This window comes from Pseudoalteromonas sp. BSi20495 (assembly GCF_000241185.1).
GTDB classification, from domain to species: domain Bacteria; phylum Pseudomonadota; class Gammaproteobacteria; order Enterobacterales; family Alteromonadaceae; genus Pseudoalteromonas; species Pseudoalteromonas fuliginea.
Window position 1 is genome coordinate 63,075 of the sequence record NZ_BADY01000203.1, and the last position, 25,340, is coordinate 88,414.

The window sequence follows — 25,340 nt, forward strand, 5'->3', positions numbered from 1 at the left end:
AACTTACTCCTTTTTCTCTTCAGGCAACGCAATGCCTGTTGTCACTTCCAGCCTAATTTCAGGCTTACGACTGTCGAACAATAAAATGTGATTTTTGTCATAACCTGGATCGTAGGCAAATGCGCCTTGTTTATTTGCATAAGTGCCAAACATATCACCCGGTGTTGATGTATCTGAGTGCCAATAATAGAGGTTTTCTTGTGAACTATAACGAGCCTTACCATCATCAAAAATAGTGTATTCAGCCCCGCTACGTTTTACATAACGCCTTGCTGGAGTTGTCGGCGTGGCATCTAACAGCGCGCCATGGTTAAGGTTGTCGCTTGGTTTGCCATTTACGTCTCTGTGGTTATTCATATCAGCAGCGCGTACTAATAAAGTAACGCGCCCATTTAAATCGCCACTAAAAAGCGACTTCAAAGCACTTGAGGGGACTTTTATTTTCCAGCAGTTGCTGGTCAGATTCTCAGATGACCCCACGGTAAAACACCCTTTAAAACTTGAGTCAGCTAAAATAGTAGTCACTAAACTACTGCTATCAAAAAAGGCTTCTTGATTATTCACCGCAAGCCCCAACGAGAACTCACTGTTCTGTGCATCTGGCGCTCTAATAGCTTCGTTAAATTTTAAATTAATGCTAATCGCTTTATCTTGAGTTATAAAAGATAAATTAGGAATTGTTTGTGCTTTGTAGCGCTGAGCAATATAAGCAAAATCTTCAATGGTGTGTTTACCGTCCCCTTCTTCGTGAGTCATTTCAATACGCCCGGTATTATTAATTTTACCCTGCCATTTCATACCATAGCGTTTACGCTCGTCTTGTATTACTTCTACTTGTTGTAAATAGGGTGGCAAATTAGCAACATCATAAAAAAACTGACTGTAGCCCACTAAAAACTCAAGTGAATAAGGAATAAGCTTTTCCGCAAAACGCTCTAATAAGCTATCGCCCTTATAACAACGCAGCGCAGATACAGACCAGTCAGTGCAGGTTTTAATCAGCGGGTTATTCGCTGAATGAGGTTTAGTGATATCTTGCCTAATATAGTGAGGTCGCAGCAGCACCTCTCCAGGTGCAATCTGCTTGCCTGCTACTTCACCTTCATATACCACCCCTTTCATAGTTTGCTCTATGTAATAATAATCTTCAGGGCCGCCAAAAACACTGGCCTCCCACCAATCTGCCGTCAAGCTACTAAAGCGCCCATTATAGTGAAATTTATGGGCTTTAAAATCACCACTGTCTTCAAAAGTTTTAGCTGCGGCATGCATAATTTCGTATTTGGGTAATGCTCTACGAGACCCTATATTTACTCTTAAACCGCACGCGTTAAAGCTAGGACCTTCAAGGCGGTCAAAATCGCTTAAATCGCCAAAATAAAACATTTTACTTAGCTCCCCACCACCACAAAGCTTACCAGCAGCTTCATAAGACGCCTTTGTTGCTTTAGCGTTATAGCGCCAATATTTACCCTCATGCCTAATTTTCATTGGATTACCAAAAGAGCTATCTAGTGGGGATACTTTAAAACCGACAGGTAAATCAGCTTGAAACAAAGCCGTATTATAAATACCCCGCGACATATTCGCCGGGTCTAGGTAATTCTCAAGTAAAGCATACGCTGCTGGGTCTGTTTTGCGCCCCCAAATTTGCCCTGCATTATTGATGGTTTTACTAAAGCTAACAGGCTCGAACCAAAGATCTGTATCTAACCTCTTTATAAACTCATAAATCTTACTGGGGATAAAGTGCGCTTCATAATCATCAGGTTCACCAAGTAACTCTTTAAATTTGGTTAAGTGAGCATCACCATGTATGTGCGCAATTGAGCTCATGTCTTCAGCATGGTGCAATGCATGACCAAATAACCACATTGCTTTAGCGCCACTTAGCTGCCGCCCGTGCTTTTCCATTAACCAAGGGGTATCAGGTTCCATTTCGCTTAAGTCTTCAATAGTATGTAAATACCCCATGGTATGTATTGCATCGTTAAAAAAGCGCCCTGCAGTTATTTCGCTAGGCTCTATTTTTCCGTAAAATTCATTAATCGCATAATCAACACCATTCACAACCCAATCATTTACAGACATCGCAGCTCCGGTATAAGCATGCTGAAAATGCGACATTACGCGATTAGTTGGGGAGTCTTCCATCACCACCCCATCAAGTACATTGAGGCTTTTTTTTCTAAATGCAGGGTAGTTTGGGCTTGCCTGATCCTCGTCAATTTCTTTTTCATCAGCATCATCGAACTGCGGGTCATAACCCCATAAATAAGGGTAAGGCTGATCTAGCTCCACCGCATAGTGCGCATCCCCCACAAGCTTGGTGACATAATCGGGGTGGGTTTGATATAGCTGGTAATAAGAAAAGTTTTCTTTATCTAACCCTAGCATTGAAAAATAAACTGCTTCTGTAATACGTGGGTGGCTGGTATTGGTATCGTGCGCTGCACAATTAAATACCATTACCGCCCCAAAAAGCATTGCAGTTTTACGCTTATAATCCTTCATATTCAGCTTCCCTTGGCTTTAAAATATGTTCTTGGCAAGTCATTTTGTTCCAACAATCTGTTTCGGGTACGCCGTAATACCAGGCTCTAAAAATCGGTTGATACTTTTCAATTACGCGTTGTTGCATACGTTTTGAAAAATGGGGTAAGTAAAAAGTTTTGATCACCGTAATGTGCCTTTTAATCATATCTCCTAAATTAAAACGCGCTTGGCGATACCGAATGTCTGCTTTTTTATATTCTCTGCTCTCAGGTGTAAAGTTTTGCATGTCTTGCTTAGGGCCAGTCGCCCACCCAGCCACTTTTTTCATTTGTTCAGCAAACGGCTTAACGGTAAATGTACTATGGATGGGGTCATCGGCATCGGTGGGCGCAAAGCCTCGCGTAAATACATTGTAGTGATAATTAGGATGGGTAACCTTAAAAAGAATTGTTGCATAGGCATTGGGTTGTAATAAATCCAAACGCTCGCGTGGGAAGGTAATTGGCTCGTTAGCATAGGCAGTTTTAAAGTATCTATAACCTGAGTCTATGCCACAACTACTATGACCACATGACTCTGTGTACACAGACTCTATCAAAAAAGGAAATTCTGGCACTGAGCCATCTTCTGTTTCAATCGTCACAACAATGGGCCCACGATAACCATGCGCTTTATCGAATACCGTAGTGCAACTTGTTGTCAAAACACACGCCAGTAGCACACTCATGTGCATTACTAAATTTTTCACACTATTAACCTTCTATTTTAATAATTATTTAGCGCTAATAATGGGGTTGTCGGCACTGCCATTAATTTGGTAGCCATAAATATTGGCAAGTTGCGCCAGCTCAGGCGATAACACAAGGCCGTTGTCTGTATCAAACAATAGCCCTAACTCTGTTAATAAATCGGCTTTATTGTTTTTTAAAATATAACCAAGCGCTTCATCTCTTTCATAACGAGTCATGCTTTTATTAAAGGTATTGCTAATTAGTTGGCTTTTATTTGTACCGCTTGCGCGCTTAAAATTAATGTAGCGTTCGCCTAGTTCGAGTAGGCTTTTATCAAGGCCAACATTAGAAAAGTTGGCCTTTAAATAACTAATATTTGCAACCTCAGCAAGCCCCAGCAGCGTAAGTAACTGCGTATCAAAACCATAATTGTCGATAATAGACTGATTAAGTGCAGCAGTTAGCTGTGCAATTGCTGCGGTATTATCAATGGTACTTAATTTGCCAAACACCCAGCTCGCAGGCCCTCTAAAAATAGGGTGCCCTTTTTCACTGGCAAAAAAGCTGGCTCTGTCTTTAACAGCATTGTTAGGATGTAAAGTAAAATACATCAGCGCTTCACGTAATCTAAGCCCACCTATTTCGTCACTATTTAAATAGGTAACAAAAAACGATTCAGCGCCTGCATTCGGGCCTGCTAACAAAATATTTAAACTAATACTTTTATGAACAATGGCTGTTTTATCTGTGCCTGCCGCAAGTAACTGCATTTCACTTTGCAGATAGTTATACAGTTTATATTCGTAAATATGGTTTGTTAGACCCATTTTGCTATTTAATATTGCACCCAGTACTTCATCTAATTCTGCTGTATTAGGATTAGGTTTTTCACGCTCGGTATTATTACTCGTTTCAGCCGTGTTTAACTGCTCAACTAAACTTGGGATTTGACTAAGCCCTTTATCGGACTGGTTGGGAAGTTGCTTGATTTGAGAGTCTATTGCACTTATTTCTGATAGGGTCAGAGCGGCTAAATTTGCACTTGTTAAAAAAAATGAAAGTGAAATTAACTTTAAAGTAAAATTAACTCTAGATTTTAAAAAAGAAAAAAACATCCTGAATGTACCTTTTTATTATTTCCGTATAAATTATGAAAACAATCAGAATTAAACAAAATTAGAATGATTTCATTACAAAGCATTACTCTACAAGAGTAGCGTAACACCATAATTGTACTACAGAAAACCATCGATTAACATTAAAATTAACAAAAAAACAACTTTTAAAATTAGACATATTAAAAATCGACACGTTTAAACTCATAATTATTCGAGAACAAAGCGTAAAAAACTTCTTTTGTGAGTTTCCTTGCATTATGTTCTAAATAAAATAACTGTGGTTTGGATAGGCAGTACGAATAGTCAATTAAAAAGTCTATAAACGTGCTAACGTCGTATACCAAGTAAAGCTAAGTGCACTCAACTATCAACTCCGGTTTCATGCGCTATTTTTATTTTTATTAGTTGGCATAAACCTAGAAGCAGGCGATTTAATAGTTATAAACCCATGATTGGTGGCCATTTCGTGGGCTAGCAGTTTTCGTTCTTTGGGTGTTAAATGGTTTTCGTGTATTTTTGCCAGCTCGCCACTATCAAGCCATATTCCTGCACAGCCTGGACATTCATCTATTTCGACGGCCTTTACTGGCGAAAAATACCTGCGCATCATTACAATTTTTTTACACTTTGGGCAATTAATTCGTAGCGATACATCGCCCTCACCTTCGGTATAATTACTCAAATACTTAAGTAAAACCTGGCCATGCTTTAGCTCTGGAGAGCTAAATTTAAATATTTGGCTGTTATCAAAAAACACGCCACCTTGCGCTGACGTAAAAACAGTAATGCCGCCAACAAGTAAAGGCTCAAGTGGCGTATCGCTACGAGGACAATACATTTAGAATTCCTTTTTTATTTTTGTACTTTTATTATTTATTCGAGTGCTTTGTGAATAAGCCCAACAAGCGGTGCGGGTAATGTAATATTACCTGCAAGTACAAACTCATGCGCTTCATCTGACATTTTTTGCCACGTACGACGAATTATACCAATCCACTTTTCCTCATTGTAATCTGGTTTTGCATTGGCAAATCCAAGCATATAATGTTCAATAAACACCAAACTAGCCACATTTTCAACAAGCTGGCTGTCTGGATTACGTTTAATATTCTTTTTAGCGACCGCATCGTACACTCGGTTTTGCTCAGCTTCATCGTAACCAGCTTGCTTCATGAGCGCAACAACACTGCTAGCATGAAATATATAAAGTGCACTGCGCCATTGATGATAGCCCTGCTTATTCATTTCAAAGTCATTACGTGGCGACTTCCAGCGTTGTATATGCTGCCCGCGCACTGCAATTTGCATGAGTTCATCTGCATCTGGTTTAAAACGAGTTAACATTTCGCTCATGCGTAAGGCGTATAAACTTTCTTTTGGGAAATTTTCGCCATTGTGTTGTTCGCTATTAGGATCTTGATTATTCGCTTCATCAATCAGCGCTATTACTTTATTAAACATGACGACCTTTATTATAATTAGTTTTAATCATTCTAAACGCTGATAAAGCAATAAACTAGTGCGCCACTCACTTGCACAGTGAAATTTGTTCAATCAAAAAGAAAAACCAATAGTTACAGGTTATTAAATTAAGCGCATTAATAAAGTTAACTTGGTACTATATTAAAAACAAAAACGATAAATACGCGAAAACTAATAAAAATTAACGCGCAATAAATGGATGACTATGTTTAAAAAAAGTATTTTAGCTATTTGCTTAGCTGTTGCATCACTGCCAAGCATTGCCGATAGTAACAGTGACTTAAAAACGATTATTGATAACCATTGGCAAAACGCAAAAGCCGAAAAAATATTCTTTCGTACCGACCCAGACGGTTGGAAACCCAGTGGCAAATTACCAAATTGGACCGAACAAGCCATTGCAAAGCGCCAAGCTTACAATAACAGTGTAATAAAAAGCTTAAGTAAAATAGATCCTAAAACGCTGAGCAGCTCGCAGCTAATGAACTACCGCTTATTTAAATACGAGCGTGAAACAGAGCAGCAAAGTTACCTTTTTCAAGATAAGTATTTTCAGGTTAACTTTTTAAGTGGCTGGCATACCTACTTTGCCGAAGCACCGGCTAATATGGCATTTTTAACGCCTGATGATTACAACGCATTTTTAGTAAGCCTTGCCGACTATCCTCGCTTTAATCAAGAAAACATTAACTTGATGAAGGAAGGCATTGAAAAGGGTTACACCCACTACTGCAAAACATTTGAAAATTACAGCCAGAGCATTAACGCTCATATAGTTAAGCAACCTGAAAATAGCGCCTTATACGAGCCTTTTACACGTATACCAAATACGTTTACAGCAGAGCAAAAGGCCACATACCAAAACAAAGCAAAAGCCTTAATTAGCTCAAAAGTAGTACCAGCTTATCAGCACTTTTACGACTTTTTTGAAAACGATTACATGCCTAATTGCAGAGCAGAACCGGGGATTTCAAGCGTTAAAGGCGGGCTTGAGTATTACAAATATGCGGTAAATTATTACACTACAACCAATGCAACACCCAAGCAAATTCATGAGCTAGGCTTAAAAGAAGTGGCGCGCATTAAAACGCAAATGCAGAACATTATTGATAAAGTAGGTTTTGACGGTACTTACGCTGAATTTTTAGAATTTTTAGCAACCGATGAGCAATTTTACGCAACAGACGCACAAGACCTGCTTGAAAAAACAGCCTTTATTACGCAAAAAATGTATGGCAAATTACCAACCTACTTTAATCATTTACCACGTAACACCTTTACAATAAAAGGCTCAGCAAGTCGCGGCGCGTTTTATATGCCACCGGCTGATAATCGCTCACCGGGTACTTATTTTTTGGCCTCAACGCCTAAGCTACAGCCTTTGTATAATTTAGAAGCACTAAGCCTACACGAAGCAATACCAGGGCATCATTTACAAAACGCCATTGCAATGGAGTTAGACGTGCCCCAGTTTAGACGCACACTTAGCCACTCAGCATTTGGCGAAGGCTGGGCACTTTACACCGAACGTTTAGGTAAAGAAGCCGGCTTTTATCAAAACCCTTACAGCGACTTTGGTCGTTTAGGTTACGAAATGTGGCGCGCAGTGCGTTTAGTTGTTGATACCGGTATTCATGCATTTGGCTGGAGCCGCCAAAAGGCAATAGACTACTTGGCAGATCACACTGCATTGCCACAAAGCGCGGTGGAGGATCAAATAGATCGTTATATATCATGGCCAGGCCAAGCGCTTTCGTACAAAATGGGCGAGCTAAAAATACGCGAACTGCGTGCAAAAGCCGAAAAAGAACTAGGCGCTAAATTTGATATTCGCAGCTTTCACGACACCGTTATAGGCCAAGGCTCACTGCCTATGGAAGTACTAGAAGACGTAATAAATGATTGGATAGCAGAGCAAAAATCAGCTATTTAACATTAAAGGAGGCGGTATTATTTGCCGCCTCTTTTTAAAACCCTCTTAAACACCTCAAAACTAATCCTCACCCGCTTTTGCTTCGTAAAGTTAATGATTACAAAAACCTGAGCAAACCTATGAGCAAACGCATTTTATATTGGCTACAAAACGATTTACGAATAGACGACAACCCTATTTTAAGCGAACTTGCTACTGGGCAATGTGCGCTCGATATTGTATTTGTAATAAATCCACACTGGTTTAAAAATAATAACTACCAACAAAAGCCATATGGCGTGCATAAACATCAGTTTTTAATGCAAAGCTTGTACGAACTACAACAAACACTAATTGAGCGCGGGCAAACCCTGCATGTGCTTGAGGGTGAACCCGTATCGCTTTTAAAAGCGCGTATAAATGAGCAAAATATTCATGAAGTGGTATACAGTGAGCAATTTGGCCTGTACGAGCAACGCCAAATAAACTTACTCAAAGCACATTGCCAAAATATTGAATTTACAGGCGTGCTGCAAGACACCCTATTTAAACAAAGCGACCTACCTTTTGATTTAAACGAGCTACCTAAAAGCTTTACCCCGTTTCGTAAAAAGTCAGAGGCAGCCAATATACCTATAACCCTCTCAATGTTACCTGAAGGTTTACTCCCTCAACCTATAACATTATGTGCGGCCAAACCAATTGAGCTTACTGATGACAACAACGCGATAATGCACGGCGGATTTAAAAGTGCGCAAGCTCATTTGGCGCAGTACTTTTCGGGCTTACTGCCAAGTACCTATAAAACAACTCGAAACGAGCTTGATGGCTTTAATAACACCACAAAATTTAGTACCTGGCTTGCCTTTGGTTGTGTAAGTGCACGGCAAGTTTATAAAGCGGTTGAAGAGTACGAACATAAACATATCGCAAACGAATCTACTTATTGGATTAAGTTTGAATTGCTATGGCGAGAGTATTTTAAATGGCATGCACTCAATGCGGGCAACAGCCTGTTTAGCTTTACTGGCCAAAAACAAACCAAGCCCCTTACTACGTTTATGCCAAATCGCTTTGCTGCGTGGTGTAATGGCTCAACGCCTTACCCACTTGTAAATGCCATTATGAACGAGCTTAATGCCACGGGTTATATATCAAACCGAGCAAGGCAAGTTGCAGCGAGCTGCTTAGTGAACGAACTTGGTCTTGATTGGCGCTATGGTGCGGCTTATTTTGAACAGCAATTGATTGATTACGACGTAGCGGCTAATTGGGGTAACTGGCAATATATTGCTGGTGTAGGTGTAGATCCGCGTGGCGGTAGGCATTTTAATATACAAAAGCAAACCGCACAGTTTGATCCGCACGGTATTTACACTAATAAATGGCAAGGTAATAAAAATACCAGCGCGCAGCTGGATAACTTAAACGAAGTTGATTGGCCAATTTAAGCCAATCAACTTTTACCAAATAACGTTTAAAACAGCTCAGCAATACCTATATTAATGGCAAAGCCGCCTAGCGTTAAAAACAAAAATAAACACAGCGCCAGTAACAGCGGTTTAATACCCGCTTGGGGAATTGCCCCAACATGTGTGCGTAAACCCAAAGCCACCATCGCAATGGTGAGTAATATATTATCAAACCAAACAACTGCGTTTGTAGTCACTTGAGGAATAATAGAGAGTGAATGCACACCACTTGCCACAATAAATAACACCGCAAACCAAGGGATTGTAATACCCGCTTTTTGCTCGCCGCCATGCACGTTATTGTTTGTTTTAGCATGCTTTTTACTTTGCCAAAACGATAAGCCCACTAAAAATGGTGCAAGCATCATCACCCTTAGCATTTTTCTATAACGGCGGTATCTGCAGCATTGGCGCTTACAGCTGTGCCCGCTGCAACCACTTGCGCTACTTCATGAATAGTTGAGCCTACAAAAATACCGTAAGCGTGTTCACTCAGCCCCATGTAATCAAACATAATTGGGTAGGCGAACATGCTTAACGTGCCAAACACCACCACCGTTGCCACCGCTACCGATACTTTATGCGCCTGCGCTTTTATAACCGGCTCAGTTGCCATAACCGCAGCGGCACCACAAATAGAACTACCCGCGCCAATTAATATGGTTGTTTGTTCATCAAGCTTAAATACGCGCTTACCTAGCTGCACTGCCAAAATAAATGTGCCTAACAGCATTACAACATCGGTTAATAAGCCTTCCCAGCCTACGCCCGCTACTTGCGCAAAGGTAATTCTAAACCCAAACAAGATTACCCCCGCTTTAAGCAATATACTTTTAGCGTAATCAACACCAACATCGGTTTGCGTAGCAATGCGCGAAAACACACTGTTACCCACAATAATGCCAAGCACTATACCAATAGTTAAAGAGCTAAATTGCGCACTTTGCATTATGGGTAACTTACTTAATGCAACAGATGCTCCCGCCAAAACAACCACCAGCAGCATACCTAACCACCAGCGCGTATCGCCGTATTGCTTAGTATTAATACCCAAAGGCTGAAAACTATTTTTAATAGCGCTAAGCATAATATTCCCTCACTTAAACCATGTTGATGTGTTGACTTAATTGTAAAAAAGCTCAAAATATAACTCCAATATATTAAAATCATGATTTGATAACCTAAGGTTATACAGTTTAAGGTGTTCAATGAACTTACATGCACTTAGGGTGTTTTATACAGTGGCTAAATTGGGTAGCTTTTCAGGCGCAGCCGAAGCGCTTTTTATAAGCCAGCCGGCTGTATCTAAAGCGCTAAAAGAGCTTGAGCACCAATTAAATATTCAACTTATAGAGCGTGCATCTAAAGGCAAAAAACTTACCTTAAGCGAGGCCGGCCAAGCCTTGTATGATCATGCACGTAGCATTTTTGCCATTGAAAAAGCCGCCATTGAAGATATTAAATCACGCACAGGGCTCAAGCGTGGCACGCTCGTTATAGGCACTAGTACAACCATTGCCAGCTATTGGCTACCGCCCTATTTAGCTAAATTTTGCTCGCAGTACCCACATATAAAAGTAGAAGTACAAGTGGCTAATACCGCGCAAATTGAGCACGCCATACTTGAATGCACTATCGATTTAGCACTGGTTGAAGGCACACCAACTGAGCCGCATATTATAAATAAGCACTGGCAAAACGATTTAATGAGTATCGTTATACCCAGTAACTTTAAGCCAGCTAAAAACTTAAAAGCATGGTTAAACAAACAGTTTTGGCTACTGCGCGAGCCGGGCTCGGGCACTTTAGAAATGTCGGTTAAGTTATTAGCCCAACATGGCGCAATAGCAGAGCGCAGTATGCAATTGGGCAGCAACGAGGCAATAGCAAGAGCCGTCGCTCAAGGTATGGGGGTCGCTTTATTGCCAAATGTAGTTACTGAGGATTTAGTGCAGCTAGGTAAATTAACACGCCTGAGCCAAAAAAATAACGAGCAACTCTCTCGGCCGCTATACCAACTGCATTATAAAGACAGACCGTCTTCACATGCCGCACAAGCATTCGAAAAAAGCCTGTTTAGTGAATAATGTTTATATCAATAAGTGTATACGCGATTTGTAAGTCGCGTATATGCGATAATTGGTAAGCTTAGCCTCTTGTTGAGTGCTTTATTGCTCGATATATTTAAATGTATTCGCACCATCAAAATATCTGATATTTACTGCTTTAATAATATCTGAGTTTACCATTCTGGCATTTATTGCAACTCTATTTGTACCATTATCTCGTTTTTGAGTGTAATGAGTGGTGCAACCACAAAACGAGCACGAGTGATACGAACGTAGTTTATTACCCCATAGATATACAGCATTATTTGATTCTTGTTTTATTACTACTTGATTCGCTGTGTAATATACCCACAAAGCTGCAATACGATAACATATGGAACAATTACAACTGGTTACTGATTTCGGTAATTTTTTTGTGGTTATTGCTATATTTTCACAATGGCAAGTTGCTTCGATCATGTAGCCTCCTTGGACAGTTAACACTTTAGTATTTACACAACACGCAGTTTATGTTGCATAATCGCTTATTGAACTAACAAAACTAGACCGCCACTAAGCAGGTTTAACTGGAGATCATCCTAATATTGTTCAGCCTCTATCTAGGGTCTTATATGGACTCCCCGTAAATGTCAAAAAGAAAAAGTTAAAATAAATTTAGATGCTAGCTTATATGCGGGCCCCGAATTCGGGACATCTAACTTCGAAAAGTGCAAAATTTAGGATGGGTGTCATGTTTATTCGTTCACGATAATTAAAGAAAAACATTTATTTTTATGTTTATACATTAGCTCGTCTTGACTTCAAGGGAGCGTCCATTATGTCATGTTTATTTCCTGCCACTACGTAGGCTCTGCCTCGCCTAAATACCAAATAGACTGCTGCATATTTAACCTTGAAAGGTCAACAGATCCAGGGAGTTGCTAGAAAAACCAGGTGAAAATAGGATCAGCAAAAGTATCTGATCCATATAAAAAATCCTAATAGCCGTGGCTTTGCTTATATTAAAGTATCAACATAGCTCAAACCGTTTACATAGTCTTTACTCTTAATGAAAATAATAAGCCTTAATTGATTGAAATAATTGTTATTTTCTTTTGTTAAGTACTGTGCACTATTCATATTTTTTACATAACTATCAAACGCGATTAAGTTTCTTTGCTCTAAAGCCAGCGATGCTAATAAATTTAAAACCGCAGGAACTGTTTTAGATTTCTGTTTACTTGTCACCTCTATTTCATTAAATAATGTTTCAATCTGTTGATAGTTTTTGGCTATGCCACTTTTGGCTAATGGTAATAGTTCACCAATTTTGCTTATAGCCTCTAATTCTTCTAACTCTCCTTTTTTTACAGAAAGCGAGAAATTCGGTGCTTTAGTTTCAGTAGAAAAAGCAAAAACCTGTTCCTTGGCAGATAATAACGCGCTTTGTTGCTCTTGAGACAACGCAGAATACTGACTACTACTGGTATCATAAATTTTGAATCCATCAGCGCGTAACTTCATATCTGGCCGACTGGCAATATATGTTAAGTACTCTACGTATAATGCTCTAGCATTTGGATCATCTTTTAACGCATCACTTAGACAATCATTACTACTTAAATAATGTAATGCCTCATTCTCATCAGTAATAGGTAGACGCATAGCGATGCTATCCGCTTGACAATATTTATTGGTATCATTATGCAAAGCCAGCAGCTTTGTTGGTTCCAACTTTTTAAAAGCATAATATTTTTCAATACTTTCAATTTTAAACTTTAGTTGCAAGTTTAATTCGTCTCCTAACACTGCGGCGATTTTTTTAAATTCCTTTTCATCTAATTTATTAAATGCACCTGAAACAAATGAACTCGCTAGCAAATTCCCTGTCAGTGAATAATAATCTGTATTTGATTTAGAGAGCTCAAACATAGCATTGAGTGCTCGGTAGGCCTCTTTTTTATTATCATTTGCAATAGCATCTTTATAGTTTTTATGTTCACTAAAATAGGTAGCATATTGCTTATGTTCTATATCTGCTTTATTGCTTTTTGTTGATTGACAACCAAGCAGTGAAGTTAACAACACAATAATTATTGCAAGAGGTTTAATATTTTTTATTTTCATTTTTCGCTCTCATCTTGATTAATTTTTTCACTAGGTAATAAAACTAAATCAGTAAATTTACGTTTAATTTTTGGAATATCTACTAAGGTGTTTTCATTAAATAGGTTTTGTTGGTGTTTTGATAGGATAGCTAAATCACGTTTATGCTTATCTGCAAATGTCCAGAACCCGCCATGGTATACGTCTCCGCCTAAAAAATCTGTGCTGCTCTTAACATGAAGCTTAATTTCACCAATGTAGATAGTTTGATTAGCGGAGACATTAAAAGGGATTGAATAATCATTTCTAGAAGACCACGTTGTCCCGTTTAGATCATACATGCTGTAATTATAAAATTCATATTCGCCCGATGGTAAGGCTAGGGCATACGTCGTCCCACCATAACCATTAGAAGAAAACTGAACCTCTGTTTTTCCATGAAATATATTAAATGAAGGGCGAACTTCTAGTGAATACTCTTGCCCGGTGTCTGTTGATCGTAATTTAAAAACTAAAGGGTTATACACTGGGCCATCAATAGGCCAAGCCATACTGCCAGAAATGATTCCTTGAGTTGATGGTTCATGATGTAAAACTGTATTTATATTTGTTGTTTTACAGGCGGTTAGTAACATAATCATTAAAACTAATACTGCAGTTTTCATAGAAACTTCCATTTTAAAAAGCTGTTTGCACTTATCATTAAGTAAAGGCTTATCGCATAGCATGCATTTAAATCAATAAAATAAAATGAAACGAAAAGCCACCTAATTAATCTTCGAACGCTTTACCATTAAGTTCAACTTTAAATTTAGGGACTAACAAATTATTGCTCACTCACATTTACACCATCATTAAGTGTGATGTAAAGATGTATACTAAACAGCGGGATAAGCTAGCTATGCCCCTGTTTATTAAATTGTTAGCTTACTTTTGACTCGAGTGTTTTTTTGGATCATGGTATTGCCAAAAAACGTTAATTATTTTCCATTTTTATACAAATGCATATAATCAATCCAATCATCGACCGTTAGCTTCACTGATGCTACTCGATTATCAATATCCAGTATATCTATATCAACTTTGGTGAGACAGCAAATTTATTCCCCTCTTTGTTGTAGTTTTCAGCCACCCACACCATTGTTTTAAAATCGGTTTCCATGACGAACTCTGAACCATCTTCAGATTTCCAGTAAGTTCTTTTAGCTAGTTTTTCATCTAAGCCTCTTTTCATTAGATCAGGTTCAACGTTGTGCTGAGCCTCTATGTAATCAAGAACAGCTCTTTGTATATTTTCACTATCACTGGATGTTTCAGATAATACTGAGAAAGATAAAAACATTGATAAGAATAGGAATATATTTCGATACATGTACACATCCTTGAGTAGGCTAACAAGCCTCACATTAATACTAATCCGTTAAAATACTTAATCAGTTTGAGTGCTCAAATCTGACGACAATTGCGTTGAAAATTTATTATTTACGACTGCATGGATGTAGAGCAATTGAAGAGAATAACGAAATTTTAGCTTCATTATCAACAAGGTGCTCTTATCTCAAAATAGCTAACTTCATTAGTAAATTGGTATAACTCGTTTTTAATTTTATATTGGTAGGTCAACTAACCATAGCCGAGTTCCTATTTTGGGTCAATCGATTGTTGTATTTTTACCCTGAATATAAAAAAGAGTTTGATGCTGCTTTAATTGGCGTTTTATAAGGTATTACTGCTGCTTGAGTAGCTTTTATGAGTTTATCATGTTTCTCTGCTTTTCTAGATTATGTACTAAACATTACATTTTTCGCGTAATAAAGTATTAACTGGGCTTATCACCTGTTTAATTTAGATATTTTCGTAGTAATTAACGGGGGCAGGTTCGTGGGGCATACTGGCGAAACCACAAATATTGTAGCGTCCCAGCAAACGAAGTAAGCGCGTTAATCGGCTTGCTAGCTACCCACAACACCTTTAATCCAGTTGTAGTAACTAGATATTCTAGTTTGATAAGCAGTTGTACCATATAAACCGCCTTTAAATGCCGAAACATCTCCAATTGCAAATTGCCAACTAGACAGACCCACTAGAGAGAGCTCACCATCTTGATAAATGATAGAGGCGCCCCCGCTGTCTCCAGAGCCATGCATTCCTTCCAAAGGGAGCGCGTTGCGCGGTGAGTCAAATTTGAAAGTTAGCCATTTGCCATTTGCACTTTCTACAACATTTTGAAATTTGTTTGGCCGATATAGCGATTTAGTCTCTAAATTTTCACCTGTTAATCCATTACCCATAGCGCCTTTGCCGAATACAGTTATGACTTTACCCTTTTCGTCAGATTTTGAATAAATAGAAATTGGCTTAATACCTAAAACAGGCCTGGATAGTTTTATTAAAGCAATATCACTACTTGATTTCAAAACTTGCATAAGCGGTGCTAAATCGCCACTAAGTATATTACTGCTGGGTTTTACGTAGTTTGGATGAATATATACTTTTTCAATTTCATATTGTTTCGAACCGACGTTTAACTTAGAGCCCGCATAATCGAAAAAGATGGTATGTGCAACGGTGACTACCCATTGTTCATCAATGAGAACTCCATGACCTTCCTGAGGCATATCGATTATGTATTCGGGTATTTTTTCAACACGATACTTGTCAACTGAAACATCATGTCGCATGACTACCGCATTGGAGTCGATGCAGTAAAGGGCTAATACTAGAAAAATGGAAAGTTTCATATCACTCCATAGTGTAATTTGTGAAGAATCCAAAGAGGTCAAAATCTGAGTTCATATAATAAAGTATCAGGAGACTATTCATAGCGGGCCAGCAGCTAACTTATAAGTCTATTAGCTAAATTGGCAGCGTCGATATAACCAAGGTCTATTTACAAACCCTGAGTTAAATCTTGCGCCAATGTACCCGTTGGCTTTTCAACTACACGTACTAACTCTTTGCCATTTTGTTTAACAATAAACGTAGGTGTGTATTGTAAGTCGTGGGCCTGTGCAATGCCTGCATCGTCTTGCTTGTTGTAGCCTACGGCCACATAGTCAATGCTTGCAAGTTGTACTTTCGATGCATCAAGTAACTTAATGAGTTTTGGCACTTCGCGCTCACTGTCGTGGCACCACGTGCCGAACAATACAATAAGCTCTTTACCTGCTAATTTTTGCATTAGCGCTATATCTTGCGCCGTTGGCGTAAACACTTTGTATTGTTCGTTAAATTTATCGTAGTCGCTTAGCAGTGCTTGCGTACTTATCTCGCCCGAAAATGGTGCCGTAGCAGCGCAGCTTACAAGCGGCATGCTTAGAGCGCACAGTAAAATTAATTGTTTAAACATAAGGTTGCTCTTAATTTAGGTATTAAACGACTATACCCAATATTGAGTGTGGAGTGAACAACTCAAAACCGTTACTTTTTATCCATAAAAAAGTTAACTTGCGATAAGTTAGTTAAATATTCTCGCCTTACGTTTTTATTCTCAGCTAGCTTATCTAAGTCACCAATTAAGGTAACTAGTTTATTATGAGAATGGCTGCTTGTTTTTTTAAACTCGTCTTGCTTTTCGTCGCTCTCAACACGCTCTTTTTTATTCATGTTGTAGCTGTTTTCGTTTTCTTCAAGCCAAATATCGTCAATTAAGCGAATGTCGCTTTTACTAACAGTTTGCTCTTGCATCGCCATTTGCAGCTCGTATTGATTAGTTTGCGGATTAAACTCAAACATTTTTGTATCAACATCAACCTCGTGAGACTGATCAAGCCCCACAAGCTCTTTATTTTTAACGGCGGTGTTTACGTTATAACTCTCTTCTTTGTCGTAATAATCAGGGCGACTGTATTGATAATCAAAGTGGCTACTTACATTTTTACTTTGCGTTACACCGCTAAGTTCCCCTAATTGGGCTTGTTCAGTCGCTTGGCTTAGCTCAATTGTACTTTTAGGTTGATAGTCGCCGTTATCAAGCGCATAAGAAAATGTAGCATCAAAATCAGCGAGCTTAGAAATACCCGCTCCTAATGTATTTGGCGCCTTATTACCAAGCCCTTGGTAACGGGCATCGTTTGTAATCATGTTATCAACCAAATCGGCAACCATAGCGCGCCCGTCATTAAAGTGCTGATCTGCAAGTGACTCCAAATTGCTATAACGCTCAGCCGCCGCTGACATACTCGCAAAAGCGCCTTTAAACAATGCAAAACCTTGTTGCATTACCTCATCGCCACTTTTACCAAATGCAGATGTTTTATCATCTTTAGTACTGTTTACTCGGCTATCTTCTAGGCTTTGATCGAGCGACGCTAAATACTGCTGCATTTGCTGCGTGTCTTTAGCTCCAATGGTTGACATATCGAGTGCAAAATCAATGTCGTTTTGCCCACCTGCGGCTTTAAACACAAGTGCTTGCTGGTTTAATGCTTCATCAACGGAGTAACTTAAATCAAGCGTGTTCTGGTCAGTATCAAGCGCATCATTTTGCGTTGTTGAAAACGACACATTAAAACCGGCTAACTGATCACTATTAAAGCCCGCTAAAAAATCTAAGCTCATGTCTGTTTGATTTGGCACTATAAGAGGGTTGAATGAATTTTCACTCACTTTAAAAAACTCATCGGCCATTTCGCCAACCCCCGCCATAACCTGCGTTAAAGCGCCATGTTCAGCCTCAGATAAATTACCATTAACTTCGTAACTTATGCCAAAGCCATCTATCGCTTCACCTGTTTTTTCGTCATAACCTTGCGATGAGTTAAAGGTAATGTTTATAACATCACCCTCTTTAGTTTTTACCGAGAGCTCAAACAGGTAGTTATCGTCATCCTCGTATTTTGCGCGATTAAGGCTTTCCATGTAAGGATTAAGCGAGCGCTCAACACGTTGCTGGCTTGAGGCTAAAAACGTTTTTTGCTCATGCCCAAGCTGACCTAAACTCGATAAAATATCGCTGGTATTAGCATAAGCACCGTGAATATTTTTAACCGACGTATTTAATCGCTCAATTAATTGGGTACTGTTTTCGTTTTTTAATAACCCCTCATGCTGAGAGCTTATTACGGTGCGTAGGGCGAGTTCTTCATCGGAGAGTTTATAGTTAAGCGCGCTAGGCGTGCTTGAAATAGTAAATAACGAGGTAAGTTGCTGCTTTAAAACGTCCTCTACATTTTGATTACTGGCTAGTGCTTCATCAAGAGTTTCATTATTTAACTGGCTTAATAACCCATCGGTTATTTTTGGCGCGTTAGTTTGTAAATCATTAATAGCTTGAAGATCGCCGCTGGTTAGTAGCGCAGGAGTCACAGAGGTTTGGTTAGTGTTATTAACTGATTGGGCAAGCAAAGTGTTTAAATTAGCCAAACTGCCAAATGCATTATTAACCATGATTATCCCTAATCGCTAAACTCTATTAAGTAACCTATCGGTCGTTTGGTTAAAAGCTTTAGTTTAAAGAGGCTTTTTTTACCTATTATTTATACAAAATATTTATTAATAAACGTAGAACGGGTAAATGCAGCGTCATCTGACATGTTATTAACCCAGCTCTGCAATCCTCAATAATTAAACTCTTTTAGTTTTAAGATATTTTCATAGCAAAGTGTATATTTATGGCGTACTAAAGCGCGGACTAATACAGTAATACAATGCACAAATGCGTTGCAGGCAATATCACTACTGCATTTTCGAGCAACTACACGCACGAAGTGTCATTAGCTGAGATATTACGTTTACAATCAATCTCGGTTTATTCTAAACAAGCCGAATAAACTCGCCTAATATAAGAGCTGGATCACACTTTTGGCCATAAGATAAGAATATTACCTGATGCATAATGGCCTAAATCATTTTACTTAACTAAAGAAAGCCACATTTGAAACTGCTTAATCGTTGTCTCATGTTTCCTTTTGAGTCCTAGCTCTAAACACATTTCTTCAACTGGATTTTCTACATTTGCACTTTTAGCATGAATAGCTAAACCCAGAGCCTCTTCATAAGCTAGCTCTTTCCAATTTCGTTCATAGCCAAAAGCATTAACACCACGCCAATTTATTAGCTCACAAGTATCTTCAGGTGAAAGCCAGACTGTTGGGGAATAACCTGCGTTATCTTTGATTCCAGCCCACGGAGTTATAAGCTCACAAATGTAGTCGACTTGCTTTTTACTTGTACGAGTTAATCCATGTAAATTAGCAATTTCTAAGGCAAGAGTATGCAATGTTATCCCCGGCCTCTCTCTTAAAGTTTCTTTCACAAGTTTTTCTAAACGAGCTTTATATTCAGGCTTGAAGTAATTATTTGCATCGAACTCATCACTTGCAAGCAACGGTAAGCCTCTAGAAAGGACACTTTGATTTGATAAGGTATCTTGATCTATAGCATTGTGCTCATAATCTTTATGGGTCATTACTGCTTCTGCTTCTGCTTCTGCTTCTGCTTCTGCTTCTGCTTTTAACAGCCTATCTTTTTCTCTTTCAAGCTCAAGTATTTCATTCAACTTAAGATCAAGTTTTTTAATAGCTGTTTCAGCATCAACAAAATAATCTGTTGACCACAGTCTAACGATATTCCAACCCAAGCTTTCGAGTATAATTTGCCTTACTCTATCTCTATCCCTAGCTGCTGGTGAGCTGTGATATGTTGCCCCATCACATTCAACACCCGTAATATAACAACCGGGCTTGTCTGGATGAAGAATACCTAAATCAACTCTGAATTTACTGACACCAACCTGAGTCTGTACCTTCCAGCCCAATTGTCGCAAGTCGTTAGCCACTGCTTGTTCAAAATCACTATCGAATTGATCAACTCCGTGCTCAGCTCTAACAGTTTCGGCAAGTGCTACCGGACCTCTTTCTGCAAACTCTAAATAATGTTTTAGATGTTCGATTGCAGTAGATGAAGTACGGCTCAAATCAATCATTGATGAGCTAAAGCTGCTAAAAACAATTACCTCTGTAGTCGCTCGTGTGATAGCAACGTTTAACCTACGTTCACCGCCTTGCTTATTAAGCGGTCCAAAGTTCATGCTCATAGTCTTCGCTTCAGGCTCAGTTGGACCATATCCTAAGCTAAGCATGATAATGTCTCGTTCATCACCTTGTACTGACTCTAAGTTTTTGACGAATACAGAATCACTTGTTTCAGACTCATGAAAAAATCTCTCAATATCAGGGTTATTCCGTCTAGTTTCATCTAATAAATCTTCAATTGTACGTTGTTGCTCACTATTTAATGTCACTACACCTATAGAATAGTTTTGTAATTGTTTATCAAGCAAACGTCTTGTTATTTCATTAACAACAGCTTGTGCTTCTTTGACATTATTTCTACCTTTACCTTTTGCATAGAGGCCATTTACTTTGTGCAACGAAACTGCTGATTCTTTTGTTTCTGACGAAGGGTAAGTCACTAAAGAGTTTTCATAGTACTTGCTATTGGAAAACGCAATGAGAGTCTCATGTTTACTACGGTAGTGTCCCATGAGCCTTTTAAGCGGCAATCGAGCAGCTAAAGCTTGGTCTAAAATAGATTCCAGATCTTCTTCATCAGGGGCATCAGAAGTCCCCGCTGAGAAGAAATTTGTTGGAGGCATTTGCTTTGGATCACCAACAATAATAACATTGCGGCCTCTTGCAATAGAACCAACTGAATCCCATGTTGTCATTTGCGATGCTTCATCAAAAACGACTAAATCAAACCCTTTGAAGTCTGCTGGCAAAAATTGAGCTACTGAAAGTGGTGACATCATCATGCATGGTGTAAGTTCTAGCAATGACTCCCCTAGCTCATTAATTAAAGCTCGAATTGGGATGTGCCGGGTTTTCTTCTGAACCTCTTTTGCTAATACTCCAAAGCGCTGATCATTTTTAGAATCTTTTATTTCCTTACTAGGTGCTCTGCTTGAAGCAAGTGCAATAATATATTCGCTCGTGATCTTAGCTACTTTTTCGTCTAACTTACAAAAAGCATCAATTGTTGCTTCATGGGTTGAAGCTTTAAACTCTCTCAACACTTTGCTTTCATCGATCATGAGCGGGGCCAACCAGCTATAATATGCTAGCTCAAATTGATCTAGTAACTCAGAGGATGAAACTACACCTGAACTTAGTGCCTGTTCTACTGTACTTAAACCGATATTACTTACTATATCTTTTGCATTAACCCACTCGCACCAACTTTTCAGCTTAGCTTGATTATCTTTCACCTTAGCCAATGACTTACTAATTTTAGTTAAGTTTGAATCAAAAGGAACCGTAATACTGAAATCAAATAAATCTTTTTGTACTTTTTCAAATTCAATGTATGTTGAGTTGAATTCATCAAGTTTAGAGACCAGTAGTGAGCTATCTAGATAATCTCTGCCATCAACGAAATACTTGTTTATTAATACTAAAATGTTAGTTAGGTCATTCGTAAGAGGAAAGACTTCATTTAACTTAGCTTTCACTAATCTACCAAATTCAGCTGTGGCTATTAACTCTTCTGTAGTGGTTGACCAGTCTTTCCAAATATCTAAATTTTCAAGCTCAGTTACATCTTTACTGATTTCTTCTGCAAGATTTTTAGCCCTTATGAGCTCAGATAAAACAGATAAATTATTAAATTTTTGAAAGCCAAAGCTTTTAACTTGTTGATTAATTTTCCATCTAGCAAAAAAGGTTTTAAACCAGCTATTATCGGCCGCCTTAAATTCTGAGTGCCATTCTCTTATTGGAGCTGCTAGTAATAGCTCTATCTTTATGAGGCTATCTTGCTTACTAATTAATTCATCTAGTTTCTCTTTTCGTAACGCAATATCTTCTATTAATTTGAGTCGTTCATTAAAACCTGGCTTCAGTACAAATAAAATATTACGGCTCTTTGCAAACTCTTTTAGCTTATGTAATGAGTTCAAAGCAGATAAGCTCTTGCCAGTCATGTCAGGTAATTTTAATTCTAAAACATCTAAAGCTGATTTAAACCTATTTGAAATGCTTGCAAACTGAGAAGCCCATTCATCTATTTTTTGGATAAGCTGGCTTTGCCAAACATTCGACCATGAGGAAGAATTAACACATGAGAAACTAGTAATATCCAGATCATAGATGTCTTCAAATGCAATTTTAAGCTGTAGAACCGCGTCTTTGAGTGTACCTAAGTCATTTTCTAATGTTTTATCTGCACCCAAATCAAGAGGCCAATCTAAGCTGAATTTAATATTATCTTTGTTTAAAGCAAGTTTAGAAATTGCGTCACGAACAGAGATATCTGACTTCGATTTTTTATGAAGTTCTCTTACATAATCATTTAGCTTATCTTTTTTATCCTTTAGATCAGAGATGTGCATAGTCCACGTTTCAGGATTCAACCCTTCTCTAAATTGCCAAGCTTGACCAAGTTGATCTAGCACAGCTTTTTTGTTTGCTTTATTACTATGTAACTCTAAACACAGGTGATCCAATCCAACTTTTTGCAACCTTTTGTATACCACGTTCAAGGCCGCCATTTTCTCGGCAACAAATAAGACTTTGCGACCTTTACCAATATTATGAGCAATAATATTAGCAATAGTTTCTGACTTCCCTGTTCCTGGAGGGCCCTCAAGAACAAAGTCTTGCTCTTTCGCTGACGCATCTACAGCGACTAATTGCGAACTATCACAATTCAATGGAGTAAATACTTCAGCAGGATCTATAGCATCGTCAACTTTATGCTGTTCAACAAACTCTGCTGTTTGAATATACGCTTCTTTTGGATTATCGACTAAATGTTGAACAAATTGATTTTCTTTTAAAACTTCTAACCGATCTCTTAAATCTTTCCACATTAAATATTTTGCAAATGAAAAAGAAGATAGAACCAACTCTTCTACAACTTCAAAACCTTGCTGCTCACTGACTGCTTGCCTGACTTTGTGCCAAATAAAAGGAACATCTATCCCGCTATCATCTTCAGGTAATTCATCTTTAAACTCATTTAAGTTGATATCGTGCTCAGATAATAAAAACTCAATCAAAGTAAGATTAAAAATCGGATCTTCACCTTGTACTTGCTCTACATAGATAGGAGCACGTGCACTTTTACGGGTTAAATTCACAGGTATTAATATCAATGGAGCTTTGAAGCTTCGACTATCGTCCGCGTTCTCTTTCCATTTCAGAAAACCTAGAGCTAAAAATAAAGTATTTGAACCACTTTCTTCTAAATCATTTTTTGCCTTTCTAAAAAGCTCAATCGCACTTTTCTCAACCCGCTTAGGTGGCTGATTAGCTAACAAAACTTTATTTTTTAACTGGTTTAAAGCGTACTCTTTATGAATTTCTGAACCTGTTTGGAAGCGAAATAGTTCACTGTCACGATCAGAGTCAAAATATGGGCTCTCTTGCGTTGATAAAAACTTAAATTTAGTCCCATCAGCTAACATATCTTCCATATTCGCTATGTCTGGGCAATATAATTTAATTGATACCGATCTATCGTTAAAGTTTAATAACCGGTTACGTTTAGTTAAATCAAGAAGCTTCCTACACCATGATTCAATGCGCGTCTCTGGACTATCTTCAACTATACGTTCTTCAGCTCGCACTGGTGGTAATGGAGGGATTTCAGACAAAACAAGTTCTATACTTTCACCTGTAGATTCACTTTCAATTCGTGCTTCCTCAATTGTAGATAATGGCTTTATTGATTGTGATCTTGCCTGAGCAATATCTAAAACCATTATAAACTCTTCTTCTTTATCCTCACCGAGTAAATTACGGGCGTATTCTTTAGCCTGTTCAAAAGTTACAGCAGAGGCATTTGTTACAAGCGTGGTTTCAAATAAAACCAAGTCTCTATTATCGAAACGTTTTCTTATATCTTGAGGATCGTCATTACAAAGAACAGGAAGTTTTTCATCAATGAGCCATGCACCAGCAAATGCATGTCCTTGAGTAATTGCAATTACTGGGTTTAAACCCATAGCCTCGATACAGCTAGCAAATAAAATCGACGAATCTAAGCACGCAGCTATTTTAGATTGACTTATATCAGCAGCTAGGCGAATTCGCTGACCCGTTTTAGCAAAACCTTGTGGTGGACTGACATACGCAAGTTTTTCCTGAAAAATCACGTTCCAAAGCGCTGCAAGCATTAAATAAGGCTTTTCTCTAGTGTTGGACTGATATCCATCTACAGAACGCCCATGGCCACCGGTCTCTAATACAGATGCAACTTTTCTCACTAAAGACTCTACATATAAACCATTTGGCTTAACGAAAGCAGCAAGTAAATCTGGTTGGCGTGTTTCACCACCCCAAAAATTTGAAGGTAATACACTGACTTTATGAATTTTGTTGCATATTATTTTATCTTCGCTATCGACCAACTCAAAATTAAGCTGCAAAACCATTTCTTCGGTTAAACCGAACAATGTTTCAAAAGGAAACTTTAGCTCTTTAATAGGTAACCTAACCGGTTGGCCAGAAGTAACTTCATCAATTAACCATTCAACCGTATCTAACCACCCGTCAATACCACATAACTTTAACTTTAAGTTTCGATAGATTGACTGGTTATTTTCAGAGACAAAAACCTGAATATTACGAAGAACTGAGTAAGCATTCTGCTGAGCAGCTAATGAAAAAGTAGAGATTACATCAATTTCCAACTGAATTTGATCTTGTTCGAGTAAATCGGTTTCTTCCATGAGAGGTATTAATCCCTATTTCTGCTAGTGTGCGATAGTGTATTTAATCAATGTAACCATAACATTACTATAGGTCAAGAAGTGCTCGGCTTGCATGTTGGTTACATAGAGAAAGTTATTCACTTAAACAAAATGTACCAAAAATATGCTAAAACAAGTCTGGCTATTTTATTCACATGATTTCATTAAAAGCCATACGTTGGTAGAGTTCAAAGGCATCCCCTCTCTTGCTAAATAGCTTTTCCCGTGCCGAAACTCACCACAACTTAACGCGTATTTTTTATACCATAAGAGTCATAAT

16 protein-coding genes and 1 pseudogene are annotated in these 25,340 nt (G+C 38.4%); 3 read left to right on the top strand and 14 right to left on the bottom strand.

The window, feature by feature from the left end; all coding sequences use genetic code 11:
- Nucleotides 1–3: 3 nt before the first annotated feature.
- The 5 genes from P20495_RS00225 to P20495_RS00205 all read right to left on the bottom strand — a co-directional run bounded on the left by P20495_RS00225 (nt 4) and on the right by P20495_RS00205 (nt 5,806).
- Nucleotides 4–2,514: a hypothetical protein gene (locus tag P20495_RS00225; protein ID WP_008139575.1), complete on the bottom strand. Its 2,511-nt coding sequence runs from the start codon at nt 2,512–2,514 to the stop codon at nt 4–6.
- Complete coding sequence (locus P20495_RS00220) at nt 2,501–3,244, bottom strand: hypothetical protein (protein ID WP_008139576.1); 744 nt, start codon at nt 3,242–3,244, stop codon at nt 2,501–2,503. The genes P20495_RS00225 and P20495_RS00220 overlap by 14 nt, the downstream gene beginning before the upstream one ends.
- 24 nt (nt 3,245–3,268) lie before the next feature.
- The gene (locus tag P20495_RS00215; protein ID WP_008139577.1) at nt 3,269–4,342 is read right to left on the bottom strand and encodes a hypothetical protein; all 1,074 of its coding nucleotides are present in this window, start codon (nt 4,340–4,342) and stop codon (nt 3,269–3,271) included.
- A 382-nt stretch (nt 4,343–4,724) separates the two neighbouring features.
- Nucleotides 4,725–5,183 (bottom strand): zf-TFIIB domain-containing protein, encoded by a 459-nt coding sequence (locus P20495_RS00210; RefSeq protein ID WP_008139578.1) that lies wholly within the window; start codon nt 5,181–5,183, stop codon nt 4,725–4,727.
- 35 nt (nt 5,184–5,218) lie between these two features.
- Nucleotides 5,219–5,806: a DUF4202 domain-containing protein gene (locus P20495_RS00205; protein WP_008139579.1), complete on the bottom strand. Its 588-nt coding sequence runs from the start codon at nt 5,804–5,806 to the stop codon at nt 5,219–5,221.
- Between the two features lie 226 nt (nt 5,807–6,032).
- On the opposite strand from P20495_RS00205, the gene P20495_RS00200 reads away from it, so the two are divergent.
- Together P20495_RS00200 and P20495_RS00195 are read left to right on the top strand one after the other, a co-directional pair.
- On the top strand, nt 6,033–7,760 hold the full coding sequence (locus P20495_RS00200) for a DUF885 family protein (RefSeq protein ID WP_008139580.1): 1,728 nt from the start codon (nt 6,033–6,035) through the stop codon (nt 7,758–7,760).
- Nucleotides 7,761–7,879: 119 nt separating this feature from the next.
- Nucleotides 7,880–9,190 (top strand): DASH family cryptochrome, encoded by a 1,311-nt coding sequence (locus P20495_RS00195; protein ID WP_008139581.1) that lies wholly within the window; start codon nt 7,880–7,882, stop codon nt 9,188–9,190.
- A gap of 26 nt (nt 9,191–9,216) precedes the next feature.
- On the opposite strand, the pseudogene P20495_RS21185 reads toward P20495_RS00195, so the two are convergent.
- Nucleotides 9,217–10,298 (bottom strand): annotated as a pseudogene (locus P20495_RS21185) (YeiH family protein).
- Between the two features lie 121 nt (nt 10,299–10,419).
- On the opposite strand from P20495_RS21185, the gene P20495_RS00190 reads away from it, so the two are divergent.
- Complete coding sequence (locus P20495_RS00190; RefSeq protein ID WP_008139586.1) at nt 10,420–11,298, top strand: LysR family transcriptional regulator; 879 nt, start codon at nt 10,420–10,422, stop codon at nt 11,296–11,298.
- A gap of 81 nt (nt 11,299–11,379) precedes the next feature.
- On the opposite strand, the gene P20495_RS00185 is transcribed toward P20495_RS00190, so the two are convergent.
- The 8 genes from P20495_RS00185 to P20495_RS00155 all read right to left on the bottom strand — a co-directional run bounded on the left by P20495_RS00185 (nt 11,380) and on the right by P20495_RS00155 (nt 25,039).
- Nucleotides 11,380–11,739, bottom strand: a complete 360-nt coding sequence (locus P20495_RS00185) for a GFA family protein (protein WP_008139588.1) — start codon at nt 11,737–11,739, stop codon at nt 11,380–11,382.
- A gap of 537 nt (nt 11,740–12,276) precedes the next feature.
- Nucleotides 12,277–13,386 (bottom strand): hypothetical protein, encoded by a 1,110-nt coding sequence (locus P20495_RS00180; RefSeq protein ID WP_008139590.1) that lies wholly within the window; start codon nt 13,384–13,386, stop codon nt 12,277–12,279.
- A complete protein-coding gene (locus tag P20495_RS00175) occupies nt 13,383–14,030 on the bottom strand; it encodes a hypothetical protein (protein WP_008139591.1) in 648 nt (215 codons plus the stop codon). The genes P20495_RS00180 and P20495_RS00175 overlap by 4 nt, the downstream gene beginning before the upstream one ends.
- A 407-nt stretch (nt 14,031–14,437) precedes the next feature.
- The gene (locus P20495_RS21190) at nt 14,438–14,737 is read right to left on the bottom strand and encodes a hypothetical protein (RefSeq protein ID WP_202945848.1); all 300 of its coding nucleotides are present in this window, start codon (nt 14,735–14,737) and stop codon (nt 14,438–14,440) included.
- Between the two features lie 580 nt (nt 14,738–15,317).
- Nucleotides 15,318–16,106: a trypsin-like serine protease gene (locus P20495_RS00170; RefSeq protein ID WP_008139595.1), complete on the bottom strand. Its 789-nt coding sequence runs from the start codon at nt 16,104–16,106 to the stop codon at nt 15,318–15,320.
- Nucleotides 16,107–16,255: 149 nt separating this feature from the next.
- Nucleotides 16,256–16,714, bottom strand: coding sequence for a thioredoxin family protein (locus P20495_RS00165; protein WP_008139596.1), 459 nt, complete (start codon nt 16,712–16,714; stop codon nt 16,256–16,258).
- Between the two features lie 71 nt (nt 16,715–16,785).
- Nucleotides 16,786–18,753 (bottom strand): hypothetical protein, encoded by a 1,968-nt coding sequence (locus tag P20495_RS00160; protein ID WP_008139598.1) that lies wholly within the window; start codon nt 18,751–18,753, stop codon nt 16,786–16,788.
- 463 nt (nt 18,754–19,216) lie between these two features.
- On the bottom strand, nt 19,217–25,039 hold the full coding sequence (locus tag P20495_RS00155; RefSeq protein WP_008139602.1) for a DUF4011 domain-containing protein: 5,823 nt from the start codon (nt 25,037–25,039) through the stop codon (nt 19,217–19,219).
- Nucleotides 25,040–25,340: the final 301 nt, after the last annotated feature.